Here is a 12,371-nt window from a genome sequence, read left to right as displayed (position 1 = left end):
TCAGACGGCCCGCAACCCCGGGATCGATCGAACAACAATTAACGCTGAACAGAAGTCACCATCGGACGAACGGAAGGAACCTTGGTTCCGAAGGCGAGAGGCAACGACTTGTCGCCGTCCATGACGCGAACGCCGGAGGAGGTGATCGATGTCACCTTCATTCCGTTTGGAAGCACCGTTCCGTGACGCGCGATGACCTCACCCATGTAGGGAACAAGGATTTTGGCCTCCATGCGCCCGGCTGCCCCAAGGACTTCAGAGACGACGGGCGGCGGATCCTTCTGCTCGATCACGATCGGAGCTTCCTCGGCAGCAATGAGCTCGGCCTGGAGACGCTCGACCTCGTTCTCGAGATCTTCAACGCGGGCATCGTTCTCTGTCTGATTCGGGTTGAGGATCTCGTAGATCTCGGCGTTCAGCTCAACCTTCTTCAGCTCGTGTTCGAGGCGCTGGATTTCACGTTTCTGTCGAGATATCTCCTCGATGTCTGTCGCCTCTGCAGGGGCCAAGGAACCCTTGGAGAAATTTTTCAGAAGATCACTGGCCTCGGCCGAAAGGTCCCGCGCCGTCTTGCCGACCTCGCCCGCGGTCAGACCGCTGGGAAGCGGCGCGATGGCGGGCTGCTGCTGCACGGTGCCCGGCATCGCCAGACTGGGTTGGGAATCCTGTGCCGGGAATGCCGACTGGGCGTTCGCAAAGGAACCGAGAGCCAGTGAGGAAACCGTGGTGACGGCGGCGATTTTAGCGAGCCCGAGGCCCAGGAAGCGGAAGTTGTTCATATGCTTTTCCTTCGATAGTCCATTTGGATGTCGCGATGTCCTGATGAACCTGTGTGACGATCATTCCCGGAATGGCCGACAGGATGTCCATGAAGGCCATCGGATCCTTGTCGGTGGAGAAGCTGAAACTCATCCCCAGCCAGAAATCATTGCTATCGGCGTTCTGGAGTGAAATCCGGGTCATTCGGCCTTCGAACGTCGCAAGCAAGGCTTTGCGAACATCCAGAAGCGGAGCCGTCTTGAGATCAACCGGAATGAGGGGAGGTTCCTCAAGGATCCAGTCCACCGTGACCATGTCGGCAGACCCGGTCGCGGGCTGATTGACAACCGGGTCGAAACCGGGACGCTTCACGTAGGGATAGATCCAGTTGATCGAGCTAGCTCCGTCCTCGAGAACGCCGGTTCTCACGAGGCGCGCAGATGCGTTCGTCCCCGCACAAATGACCTCCTGAACCTCCCAGCCAGGAACCGAGGTTTGAAACTCGTTGATGCTTTCGACGCAGGCGGAGATGACGGCGGCGCCTTGGTACTTACCCTCCCAGGGCATCGACGGGATATCGATCTCCTCGGGCTGAGAACCAACGCTCTGCGCCGCGCGCTGGGCGAGAAGGCGAGCCTCCTCCTGCAAACGTGCCATCTCGAGACTGTCGAGATAGAGACTGGTCCCGACGATCAAACCAGTGACCAGACCGACCGCGACAACGGCCTTGACCACGAAACCACTGCGACCGACGGACTTCAGGCGAATCGGCACCTTACCAGCCAGAAGAACATCGATGGAGACGGTGCGGGCGTCACGAATGCCGAAGTCCTCGGGAGCAAACAGCTCTCCAACCTCCATCGAGGAGCGCATTTCCTCGAAGAAGCTCTGCGCGCTCTCGGCATCCTCGAAGAAGCGATCCGTCTCGGAAAAGACGCCGTCCGACTGAATCCCGACGACATAGTATCCGCCGGCAACCTCGAAGACGCCGAGCCAGCTGTCGCCGTTTACCGCAGCGAGATGCGCCGCCAAGGAGGGCATGTTGGCCCGGTGGCCCATGCGGGCGAAGCCAAGACCGAACTGCTGCGTGCCGCCATGACGAACGCAGTAGAAATCGGCCTGAAACTTTGGATCGCGCGCAAGGCCACGTGCCTCCTTGTCGGCCTGTAACGGTTGGTTTACGAGATCCCAATGAAGACCTACCGCGTAGTCTCGCTTACCGACGCGAATCTTACCGACGCCGCTCCCGACATCTTCGCGGTAATCTTCCTCGAGCTCGAGATCGCTACCGCCGAAATTTTCTTCAACGTTCGACATTCAGATCCCCGATCACTTCTTGCCTAGGTCCAGCACAGTCGGCGTGATAGCGATGACGATGATTTCACGCTCCATCATCGCACTGCGGCCACCGCCGAACAGCGGGAACAACGGATGACCCACGCCGCGGTCGCGGTTGGTTGAGCGAACCTGCTCGAAGCCCGCCAGAACCAGGGTCTTGTTGTTCGGAATTTTCGCCTGCTGAACGAAGTTCCTCTGGTTGACGCGCTTCAGCTGAACGACCTGCTCGTTCGTCGTGAAGTTGTCGAAACCGTCGTTACTGCCGACCAGTTCGGAGATGTTGATGCCGTATTGAAGGTTCAGATCACCATCACGGTCGACGCGAGGCACGAGATGCAGACCAAAACCGGCCGTGATTGTGGACGGCGTGATTTCTGTCGTCGTAACGCCATCCTCGGTAATGACGGTGATGTCTTTCACGTAGTCGCGCTGCTGACCGACCTGCAAGGGCACTGGCACGCCATTCAGAGTAGTGACCGAAGCGTTGGTGATGGTCGAAACGTCGCCGCGCTCGGAAAGAGCCTGAACGAGAGCGTTGGAACCGTACCAGTTGGAATCCGTGTCCAGGAGCGCCCAACCGAAACCGGCGTTGCCGTCGGTGGCCGACGGCACCTGTCCGCCCGGCACGCCGTTGCCGACACCGATGCCGTACTTGCCAGCCTTCTCAATCAGTCCGGCAACATCCAAATCGAAGCTCTCCGAATCCCGGAGAGCAACGGAATATACCCGAACACTGATGGCGATCTGTTCCGAAAGGCGCTCGTTGATGCCCTTCAGGTAGTTGGCGACGCGCTTAACCGTTGCCGGATCGGCAGTGACATTCACCACGCCCGTGGTCTTGCTGATCGAATAGGTGTTGCCCGAGGAATCGCTCGTACCAACCAGAGACTCCAGCGCTTCGTTGATCTCGGTCCACAGGTCGGTGGTCGACTCCGTCGATGCCGACTGACCGGACGTTGCCGATGACGTCTCTCCATCACTGTTGCTTTCGGCATCGAGCGAAAACGCCAATTCCGCGACGACGGGGAGCGCAGGAACGTCAAAGCTCTGGCTGACGACCTGATCGAGGACGATCTTACCGCCGCTATGACGCCATGCGACGTTGTAATGAGCAGTCACCACGTCGAGGAGATTGCTCAACTTGCCCGTAAAGCGAAGCGGAAGCTTCTCCTCGGTGACGGACATGCCAGAAGCCTCGATGGACTGCGCTCCGTTAATGGAACTCAGGGCCTGCTCCAGGGGAAACCCTTCCGGAATAGGTCCGGAGGCAAGCCCGCCGACGCTCGGGTCCTCGGTCTGGGTTTCCGCGCTCTCAAAAACGGGGACGGATGCCAGGACGACCGGAATCGCCGTCTGCTTGGTGATCGCCGTCGCAATCTCCCGAAGCGTCATCGGCTCCTGACGAGAGATCGTGATACCGTCCTTACGCTCAAACTTGGAAGGGAGCGGGTCGCCGTGAACGTTCTCGATGGCGCGCTTACCGACGTAGACGCCGTTACTGACCTTGACTGGATCAACGTTCTTCGCGCCGAGCGGCTGGGCCGCCATCGGCAGAAGACCGGATGCCTGATCGCGCACGTCAGCCGTGTTTCGAGCCGCCTCCTGGCTCACCTGACAACCAGCGGCGACGAAGGGCAGCAGAAGGGCCGGAAGAATTCGTGACTTGTTCATTTCTCTCTAAAACCTCCGGTCTCAGTTCACCAGGTCCGCGGCATCGTTCGAGACGACGAGAACGCGATTGCCCTTGTAGAAGTTGATCGTGATGCGGGGACGAGCCGCCGACATGGCATCGGCGAGAGCGGTTGTGGCTTCGACGAAGTCGCCGGAGAAGGAGGCGCTTGCATCGATCATGTAGTCGTATCCGGAGTCCCAGACGAGCTTCCATTCAGCATCATCGGCCCACTCCTGAAGCGTCGTGCGAAGCGTGTAGTCAACGACGGCGTGGTAGTGGCCATCCTGAAGTCCTGGCTCGAGAACGGCATCGCCCGCATAAGCAGACCATCCGTCCTTGTCGACCGACCCCTTTCCACCTATCCCGTCACCGGAAGGTTTATGAACGGCGGGTTCCTCGTACGGAACCATCGTGAAGCCGCCGCTGCCACCCACCGCCGCGGTCTTCATCGCGGGCTTGTTGGGCTTGGAGGGCATACGCGGTTTGGTGACGGAAGCCGTCGACGAAGACCGCTTCGATGGAACCGACGCTGAGGCGGCATAAGGACGCGAGGCAACCTTGGGTGCGCTCTCGATCAGGACAGTAGAGGAGCCGTAGGCAGCCTTCAGGTCCTTCTTGGAGAGCGCGCTCGAAAGGGACGCCTTCCAATCGGAGTCCGCGCCCCAGGAAATGGCCGTTGACTCGTCCACACCGTCGGCGTATTCGATTTTCCAACCATCCGGAACGATCTCACCGACCGCCGAAGACAGAGGGATGTCTTTCCCGAATCCTTCGTACGAAGCGTGAGAAGCAGCCGTGGTCAATGCGAGCGCAAGAGCGGCGAGACCCAAAACACCACCGCGACGCGATTTCAAAATACTCATTTCGTGTCCCCGTTCCTGCGAGAATTTAAAGACGAATTCCAACCAGTCGGAACTTCGTCACTATTTGATCTGAAAACGGCATCATGGCCGGCGCAAGCCAAACCAAGCCATTTTGGAAAACGCCCGCGGCTGTACCAGTTGTAAACGGCCTGACGCGTGATGCTAAACACGGACCCGACATCCTCGTAGCTCGAAAGTCCCGCGCGATGACGCCAGTCCATGATGTCCCGAACGCTCGGGGGCTCGGATTTAGGGAACACCCACGTCCCGCTGTCGCTCAGGTCCGCGTGCAGATCAAAAAGAAAGAGGACGTAGCCGACCCAGATAGGCAGCCGGGACGACTGGTCCTGCTTCTGCCAGTTGCGGATGGTCTGCTGGGACAGGTTGAAGGCAGCCCCTATCTCCTTGTTCGCGAAATTGCCCTCGGAATCCTTGAAATCGAAGTCGGCGCACCAAGCGAAGAAGTCCTCAACGCGGATGTCAGCGAGGGATTCCGCGATCATCTCCGGCGTCGCGACGACGGAGCCGGAGACACCGGCAGTCTCGACGATGTCCACGAGGCGGCAAAGACGCGCGGGCGCGGCGTGGTCGGAAGGGAGACGCTTCCAAGAAGATATGACGGCCGGCGAGTAACCGAGCGCACGGCCAATGTCGAAAGGCGAGCGAACGGACGAGCCTGCGGAGTTTTGGCGAGCGGACCAGGAGAAGAAATCTTCAACGGTTGTGACTGTCATTACCGGGTTCCCAAAAGACGAATTCGATACACGCATCCATGCGTGTCGCCGCGCTGGGGACGACCCTTATGCCATCTGTCCGCTTACTGAATGAACAACCTCACCAAGTCCCCAATGGGCGGGAACAGGTTCAAGGGTAGGAGAAGGAAAAAGGATCGGTCAACGCTTTTTTCATCGAATCCATAAAGACGGCGGAGTCATAGATCACTGCCGCTCGCCGATTCGCCATGTCGGTTCAGGTGTCCGGCGGCCGCCATCGACGCGATCAAGCATGCTGTCAACAAGGTGCACGTAGGCACTCACTCGCTGGTGCGAGGGCACCTTGCCCCAAAGCTCGGGATCTCTGATATTGCATACGTTGTGCATGGGCTTTTCGCGGACCAGTTTACGAAGTCATCGAAGTCGATACTCGTAAACGTAAGCCCCTGGTTCGCAAACACAAAACGAGTTCACGCGACAAGGACGGAACAAAACGCGAAAACGATTTGGAGGAAGGGGTCAACCGCGAAGTCCAGACCAGTTCATATGATCCATGTATCGGTTGACGAGGTGAACCCATTTTTCCCGAGATTTCTGACCCTTAACGGTGTCGTGGGCCAATTCCGCCCGGCTCGCGATGTCGAGGTAGGACCGGACGACGGCGGCCGCGTACTCCGAGTGATTTTCCTCGGGGCGCGGGCTGACCAACTTGCCGATAAGGAGTTCTGCCTCGATACCGGCAATAAAACTCGCGAACCTGTCATCGCGACAAAGAATGCCGGCCTGCTTGACCTCGCTCTGTTCGAAGAACGGCGTACGCGACCGACGGCGCGCCCGTCCGGGATCCTCCGGACGTTCGTCATCGGCGACCGCCCAAGCACTGAGAATAAGAGGTTCGCCCTCGCGGCGGCCGATGGACAGACCTTCGCACGGGTGACGCCCGTTGGCCCCGTCTGGGCCGCCGTCGATCAGGAAGCGACAGGTGGTTCCGTTGATGCTGTCGTCCGACCACTTCATCAAAACGGCTTCGCCGGCGTAAATCTGATCAGCGAGATCGTCGTTCGTCTCGCCGAGCGCAACGAAAATCCGAAAACGCTGACCATTCTCCTTGCCGCATCCCATTCCCTTGAACGGATGGACATCCATGAGTCCGCAATCTTTTAGAACGGTCTCGATAGTCATTCCGCCCTTGGCAGTATGCCCCCAGTTCAGCAGAACGGCCGAGCCGGAATAAACGGCCGTAACCGATATTCTAACCCGTTCCGCGTTGAGGCGCGGCGAGACTGCGTTCACTTCAAATTCTCCATAACGGCGAACATGCACAAAAATGTTGACAATATCAAGAGAGAATGAGTCCTTGACCCTCCCTGCGGGACTGGATAAGGATTCGTCCCCGAGGTGTCCTGTCCACGATACCCTTCACGATGAGATAGGGCTCCATCGAATACTCTATCGTGTCGGCGTTCAGTCCGAGCGCGGCCGCCAGCGTCTTCAGTCCGACAGGGCCGCCCCTGAACCGACCCCGAAGGCACTCTACGTAGCGACGGTCGTTCTCGTCGAGACCGTTGGCATCGATACCTAAACTGTCGAGATGAAGAGCAGCGGCCTCCGCCGTAAGCTCCTCGGAATCGTGCGCCAGAACGAAGTCGTGAACCCGCTTAAGGAGGCGGAGCCCTATCCGCGGCGTTCCTCTGGAGCGAGAGGCTATGACGGACAACGCGCCCGCACCGCAGGACATCCCTATTTTATCGGAAGCCCTCTCCAGAACCAGGATCATCTCGTTCTCGGTGTAATGAAGGAGATCAACGGAGATGCCGAAACGATCTAGCAACGGGACGGAGAGGGCGCCCTTGCGCGTCGTGGCACCGACTAGCGTAAATCGCTCGAGAGGAACGGAAACCGACTTCGCCTCGGCACCCTCGCCGACGATGAGGTCGATCCGGAAATCCTCCATCGCGGTATAGAGCGTTTCCTCGACAGGTACCGGAAGCCTGTGAATTTCATCGATGAAGATGATGTCGCCCCGCTCGGCGGTAACGAGCGTCGATACGATGTCGGTGGGTTTCTGGATGGAAGGAGCGGAAAGCATCTTGAAACCTCCCCCCATTTCGCCGGCGACGATCCGCGCCAGCGTGGTTTTCCCCAGCCCTGGAGGGCCGCTGAAGATGATATGGTCGAGAGGCTCCGACCGCCGATGAGCGGCAGCGAAGAAAATCTCGAGGTTCTTCTTGGCATGACTTTGACCGATGAATTCGCGCAAGCTGCCGGGACGCGGGACGCCCTCGGACTCGGATGTGTCGGGTAATGTCACGACGGTCGCGTCGACTTCCATTGCAGGTCCGTTTCCAAGTATTGAATCCTTGTTTACCGAGCTTGACACGGAGACGGTTCACTTCAAACCTGAATCTTGAGCTACTCGAATCATTGAGTGGGAAACGCCGAATTCACGTCGAACCAAGAACGGGAAACAGAAATGAACAGGCTGGACCTCGAAGCGACCGTGGCGGAAAAGACCGCGGTGAACCGAAAGATCGTGAACGAAGTTGTCGGAGCGGTGCTCGACACGATCACGGACTCCCTGGTGAAGGGGGAGGCGGTCAGGCTCGTCAACTTCGGTACGTTTCAGGTGCAGAACAGGCCAGCCCGGCGCGGCAAGAATCCAAAGACGGGCGAGGAAATCATGATCGAGGTCGCCCGCCGGGTAAGTCTTAAGCCAGGCAAACATCTCAAGGCCGCAGTCAACGCCGGCTGACCAGAAGCGCGGTAAAACCCTTCCTTCAGGGTGGGGAAGACGTTGACCGGAGAATACCAAAAGAAAAAACAATGGCCCCCGAATTCGGTTTCGGGGGCCGTTTTGTTTGGAACTACAGACGCTCAATGACGGTCTGTACGATCTTCGAACGCACGACGTCGGCGCGATCGAACCTTGCGACACCGACACCGGGGGCACCCTCTAGGCACTCGAGAACGGGCGATAAACCGCTTTCGCTATCCAGGAGATCCCTCTGAGAAGGATCCGGATCCCCGGTCATGATCATCTTGGATGAGTATCCGAGGCGGGTCAGCGCCATCTTCAGCTGGCCTCTGGTAGCATTCTGCGCCTCATCCAGAAGAATGATAGCATTATTGAACGTGCGGCCGCGCATGAAGGCCAGGGGACAGACCTCGATGATCTTCTGGTCGATCATCGCTGGGACGGCCTTCGGACCCAGAAAGTCAAAAAGACAATCGTAAAGAGGCCGAAGATAGGGATCTACCTTGTCCTTCAGATCACCCGGGAGAAAGCCGAGACGCTCTCCAGCCTCGACCGCCGGGCGAGAAAGGATTAATCGGGTGTACTTGTCCGGATGCGCCTTGAAGAGGCGGACCGCCGTCGCAACGCCCAGAAAGGTCTTGCCCGTGCCCGCGGGACCGACACCGAAGGAAATGTCCGAATTCTCAATCACCTCCACGAAACGTCGCTGGTTGTCGTTTCGAGGCTTCGGAAGCTTCCGGGGGACCGCGTTCATCGAGCCACGTTTGTCCCCGCTGAAGCGTTCCATGTCGATGACTGATCCACCCTCGAGCATCGTCTCGTTGATCGCCCTGATCCTGCGATCCGATTTCCTCTGCTGCGCACGCCCCATTAATTGAACTCCCTTAGGTCTGCTCGGACACGATCGACAACAAAAAAAGGGCGCGGCATCACTGCCGCACCCCTGAATTTGAAAGGCCGAAGAAAACACTTCCCGGTCCACCCCGGGCGATCGATCATTTTTCCGGATTTACCAAATTTCATCCGACCTCCACTGCGGAACCTTACTCAAGTCCCTGACGCAATGGTCTCCCGGACGCAGGAAATCTCAAAACCTCTCTTGAGCCAGATGTTTACGCTGCCACGACCGGCGTGACTAAAGTCATCCTGGAGCGCAGAGCCGCGATCAAAGAAACCAGAGCTACGCCGGCGGAATGCCTCCCCGTGAGGGACTTGGAAACCCCGGTCTCGGGATCAGACATCACCGCCTGATGCGACCCATCCGGCAGAGCGTCGAGCGTGACCTGAAATCCGTGCCGATAAGCCAACACGGACACAGCCGAGGCATCTGCGGTGTAACGAGGAATCTGGTCGAACAGCCACATGTGGTGCCTCAGATCCTCCGGCCCGACGACGGGCTTGAATTTCCCGCCACCCAGCATCGCATGCACGACGACATCCAGCCCCCTGTCGGGACCGGTCAGGCAAAGGAGACTGCGAACGACATCGGAGAAGCCGACCCTCAAATCCGGGAGCGATGTGTCTTGCATGATCTGAATCCATGTGAACGGCTCAAGGAACACACAAAAGCAGGAACTCGTCAACAAATTTTTAGGAATCGAGGCACCCAACCTGAAAAAACTCGTTGCAATATGTGAGAAATCGCCGCGTGAGTTTTGCGAGTCCCTTGACCTCGACAAAATATCAGCATACCTAGAGTATCTGGCTCTGCCACGGGGTCTGGCTTAATGCCGACCGCCTTACGGGATCCTTAGGGATCCCGTTTGTGTTTCCGTGTGCTTAGTCAAAATGCCTTATGCGCCGAAGGCCCCCAGATCCGAATCCTCCAACTTATTCCCCGCCATTAACCGCAGGGCAATCGGGATGCCAGGCTTCGAATGACGTCCGCAAGGATCAGTCCTACCAGCTGGCCCTTGTTCATCCGGCGATGATCCCCGGAGAGAAGCGGCGGTGGACTCCGACATAGGCCCGCTGGATCCGGCTGAAGAAACTCTCCACGTAGTTGGTGTTGATGCCGTCGTCGGTCACGACGACGGCATCCCGTCCGACATGGTCCCGGACGGCGCTCCAGGAGGCTTCATGAGAGAATGTCGTCGGGAAGTTCGGATAGGGAAACAGGTTTATAATTGCCACCCCCCTTTCCGTGTCCGATCATCGACGCAGTGGGGAGACGCATTGGCCGGTCGGAACTATCAACCGGAAGAGAATTGATCGAAGCAAACCCGTTGCCGTCGAACGCGTTGAAAAAAAGAGGATGGTTGGCCGCCATTGGGGAGACGGGACCGAAAGCCATCCAGGGGAAACGTTTATCCTTCGGCTTGCCGTAGGAGGCTGGATCCTTGAAGGAGCGATAAAGTGAGACATCGCGGGAATCTGCGCCAACCATCTCGCGAACGCGGTCAAGTTCCTCACCCATATTCAAGCCGTAGCCGATGTAGCTGCAACGCACCTGCTGGGTGATCTCCTTGTCCAGACCACCGATGGTCTGGTCGATAAAGAACCAACCGAGACCGAACTTCCGGGTCTCTCGAACGGCCTCGATCAGTTTCGTCTTGAGCTTCTTTGCGTCCTCCTCGTCGACTGGAACGCTCTTGGGGGCGAAACGGTGCGCCTCTTCGAAAACGACGAGCGTATTTACGTTCCGGCGGTCACCCCTGCGAAGGCGGTCGGAAACGATCTTTTCAGCCAGCCGTCGCATATCGCTGACAATCCGATAGATCACCTTCTTCTGAAGCGCGTCAGTGAAGAGGTCGCGATCCTCATCGAGCGCAGCCTGGAAGTCATCTCCGATATCCTCCAGATCTCGGCGGTTGCCCGGTACGGAGAGATCAAGGACGACCAAGGGACGCTCACCGGTATCGCTCTCCATCAGCCCCCGAACGACCTGACCGACGGTCGGTCTGGATCCGTCTCCTCGCTCGAAGAGGAAGCCAAGGAAGTCCCAAGTCTGCCAAATGCGATGCTTTTCGTTGCCGATAATCCGTTCGATCTCCTTGCGCAAGGAATCCTGAGGCTCCTTGGACTTGTAGATCCGGTCAACGTAGCCGTCATCAGCATCGGCGATTCTCTCGAGGATTTTCTCGAGACATTTCTTCGGACGCAACGTTTCGAGGGTGAATTCGTCGCTCGCCCGGATGATTTCGACGATGGCGGTCGCGAGCTCCACCTTGTTGTCGGCACCGCGAATGTTTAGATCCTTGTCGAGTCCCAGCGACCCGAGAACGTCCTCGAACAGCTCATAGCCCTCGAGTCGGATCTGCGTGATGCCGTAACGACGAGCTGGGCGGCTCAAGCCTTTCAGGATCCCCCGAAAGGGCAGGCCGCTGTCTCCAACCTCGTATCCGGCGACCTCGTCCGCGAACTCACCCTTCGGGTCTACGATCAGGAGCGCCATGTCGTCGTGCCGACAGTATCCCGCCAGCATGAACTTGGCGAGCGTCGACTTGCCGGACCCGGTCTTACCAACGATCAGGCTGTGATACGCTTCGCCCTGACCGCCCGTCGCCGGATTGCCGAAGTGCTTGACGTACATGGGCAGGGAAACGCTGTCGTCGCCGTACGCCTTGCCGACGTAGAACAGGTCGCGCTTTTGCGCCTCGACGAGACCGTCTAACGTCGCCTGGTCAAGGCGCTTGACGCTCGTACCGGCAGATGGAACCGTTCCGACAACCTCATGACTCCAAAAGTCATCTTCGCTCTGTCGGCTGAAGGCGGCTCCGGCCGACAGAACAGCAGTACGTGTATCCTGGCTTCCTGTCATCGTCGGAATGGACCCGCGTGTCTTGATAACGTTGCGCATAGCATCCTTCTCATGCCAGGCATTCCGCATCTGCAATTCGGTGATCTGTCCTGTAACGCGGACCGCGCGGTCTTCCTGCCGGAGATCGTAATAAACCATTCCGCCTACAAGACGTCGATCCGATGCCGAATCCATAACGTCAAGTGTAAGCTCCATTGTGGATGACGGACTGCCGACAACGGCAATGGAAGAATTCGATGTCATTGTGAGTGCCTGAATTGGATTGGAAATTCAGCATGAACACTCAACAGTGTTCATGCAATTTTGGATGAGAAAGAGCTCGTTACGAAAACCGTTCACATATACTGAAAATATGGAAAAAATAATTCAAGTTAGCTAGCAGAATCTCAAGGCGATGCAGGAGAAATCGTCAGGCAAAATACCACGGTTTTTTGAACGGACAAGCGCAGGAAGGCGGTCTGTGATCCAGAAGCGCGGCAACCCCCTTCCTTTAGGGAGGGGTCAAGAGCGC

12 protein-coding genes are annotated in these 12,371 nt (G+C 57.9%); 1 reads left to right on the top strand and 11 read right to left on the bottom strand.

The genetic code is table 11. The features are described 5' to 3' along the window. Window positions 1-38: 38 nt before the first annotated feature. The 7 genes from pilP to ruvB all read right to left on the bottom strand — a co-directional run bounded on the left by pilP (window position 39) and on the right by ruvB (window position 7,677). Entirely contained in the window at window positions 39-779 is a 741-nt protein-coding gene (gene pilP / locus E1297_RS16410; RefSeq protein WP_155140107.1) for a type IV pilus biogenesis protein PilP, read from the bottom strand. Continuing rightward, window positions 742-2,076: a type 4b pilus protein PilO2 gene (gene pilO2 / locus E1297_RS16405; protein ID WP_155140105.1), complete on the bottom strand. Its 1,335-nt coding sequence runs from the start codon at window positions 2,074-2,076 to the stop codon at window positions 742-744. The genes pilP and pilO2 overlap by 38 nt, the downstream gene beginning before the upstream one ends. A 12-nt stretch (window positions 2,077-2,088) precedes the next feature. Further along, window positions 2,089-3,768: a secretin N-terminal domain-containing protein gene (locus E1297_RS16400; protein ID WP_155140103.1), complete on the bottom strand. Its 1,680-nt coding sequence runs from the start codon at window positions 3,766-3,768 to the stop codon at window positions 2,089-2,091. A gap of 21 nt (window positions 3,769-3,789) precedes the next feature. Further along, a complete protein-coding gene (locus E1297_RS16395; RefSeq protein WP_155140101.1) occupies window positions 3,790-4,632 on the bottom strand; it encodes a toxin co-regulated pilus biosynthesis Q family protein in 843 nt (280 codons plus the stop codon). Next, window positions 4,629-5,366 carry a hypothetical protein gene (locus E1297_RS16390; RefSeq protein ID WP_155140099.1) on the bottom strand — a complete coding sequence of 246 codons (738 nt, stop codon included), beginning with the start codon at window positions 5,364-5,366 and terminating at the stop codon, window positions 4,629-4,631. The genes E1297_RS16395 and E1297_RS16390 overlap by 4 nt, the downstream gene beginning before the upstream one ends. A 498-nt stretch (window positions 5,367-5,864) precedes the next feature. Continuing rightward, a complete protein-coding gene (locus E1297_RS16385; protein WP_155140098.1) occupies window positions 5,865-6,638 on the bottom strand; it encodes a hypothetical protein in 774 nt (257 codons plus the stop codon). A gap of 46 nt (window positions 6,639-6,684) precedes the next feature. Continuing rightward, complete coding sequence (gene ruvB, locus E1297_RS16380) at window positions 6,685-7,677, bottom strand: Holliday junction branch migration DNA helicase RuvB (protein ID WP_155140096.1); 993 nt, start codon at window positions 7,675-7,677, stop codon at window positions 6,685-6,687. A 141-nt stretch (window positions 7,678-7,818) separates the two neighbouring features. Here ruvB and E1297_RS16375 point away from each other — a divergent pair, with 141 nt between their 5' ends. Then, window positions 7,819-8,097: an HU family DNA-binding protein gene (locus E1297_RS16375; protein ID WP_155140094.1), complete on the top strand. Its 279-nt coding sequence runs from the start codon at window positions 7,819-7,821 to the stop codon at window positions 8,095-8,097. A gap of 112 nt (window positions 8,098-8,209) precedes the next feature. Here E1297_RS16375 and E1297_RS16370 read toward each other — a convergent pair whose 3' ends face one another. The 4 genes from E1297_RS16370 to E1297_RS16355 form a co-directional block, all read right to left on the bottom strand. Next, on the bottom strand, window positions 8,210-8,971 hold the full coding sequence (locus E1297_RS16370; protein ID WP_155140092.1) for a PhoH family protein: 762 nt from the start codon (window positions 8,969-8,971) through the stop codon (window positions 8,210-8,212). Window positions 8,972-9,212: 241 nt separating this feature from the next. Then, window positions 9,213-9,629 carry a hypothetical protein gene (locus E1297_RS16365; RefSeq protein ID WP_155140090.1) on the bottom strand — a complete coding sequence of 139 codons (417 nt, stop codon included), beginning with the start codon at window positions 9,627-9,629 and terminating at the stop codon, window positions 9,213-9,215. A 388-nt stretch (window positions 9,630-10,017) separates the two neighbouring features. After that, window positions 10,018-10,233, bottom strand: coding sequence for a hypothetical protein (locus tag E1297_RS16360; RefSeq protein ID WP_155140088.1), 216 nt, complete (start codon window positions 10,231-10,233; stop codon window positions 10,018-10,020). After that, window positions 10,178-12,103, bottom strand: coding sequence for an ATP-binding protein (locus tag E1297_RS16355; protein ID WP_155140086.1), 1,926 nt, complete (start codon window positions 12,101-12,103; stop codon window positions 10,178-10,180). The genes E1297_RS16360 and E1297_RS16355 overlap by 56 nt, the downstream gene beginning before the upstream one ends. Window positions 12,104-12,371 lie beyond the last annotated feature (268 nt).

This window comes from Roseibium sp. RKSG952, assembly GCF_009711355.1.
Note: the sequence above shows the minus strand (reverse complement) of the source record. Positions and strands in the feature narration are given on the sequence as shown.

Excerpts from the sequence above, each read along its gene's own strand:
- pilP (WP_155140107.1), bottom strand. The coding sequence starts at position 779 with ATGAACAACTTCCGCTTCCTGGGCCTCGGGCTCGCTAAAATCGCCGCC.
- pilO2 (WP_155140105.1), bottom strand. The coding sequence starts at position 2,076 with ATGTCGAACGTTGAAGAAAATTTCGGCGGTAGCGATCTCGAGCTCGAG.
- E1297_RS16400 (WP_155140103.1), bottom strand. The coding sequence starts at position 3,768 with ATGAACAAGTCACGAATTCTTCCGGCCCTTCTGCTGCCCTTCGTCGCC.
- E1297_RS16395 (WP_155140101.1), bottom strand. The coding sequence starts at position 4,632 with ATGAGTATTTTGAAATCGCGTCGCGGTGGTGTTTTGGGTCTCGCCGCT.
- E1297_RS16390 (WP_155140099.1), bottom strand. The coding sequence starts at position 5,366 with ATGACAGTCACAACCGTTGAAGATTTCTTCTCCTGGTCCGCTCGCCAA.
- ruvB (WP_155140096.1), bottom strand. The coding sequence starts at position 7,677 with ATGGAAGTCGACGCGACCGTCGTGACATTACCCGACACATCCGAGTCC.
- E1297_RS16375 (WP_155140094.1), top strand. The coding sequence starts at position 7,819 with ATGAACAGGCTGGACCTCGAAGCGACCGTGGCGGAAAAGACCGCGGTG.
- E1297_RS16370 (WP_155140092.1), bottom strand. The coding sequence starts at position 8,971 with ATGGGGCGTGCGCAGCAGAGGAAATCGGATCGCAGGATCAGGGCGATC.
- E1297_RS16365 (WP_155140090.1), bottom strand. The coding sequence starts at position 9,629 with ATGCAAGACACATCGCTCCCGGATTTGAGGGTCGGCTTCTCCGATGTC.
- E1297_RS16355 (WP_155140086.1), bottom strand. The coding sequence starts at position 12,103 with ATGACATCGAATTCTTCCATTGCCGTTGTCGGCAGTCCGTCATCCACA.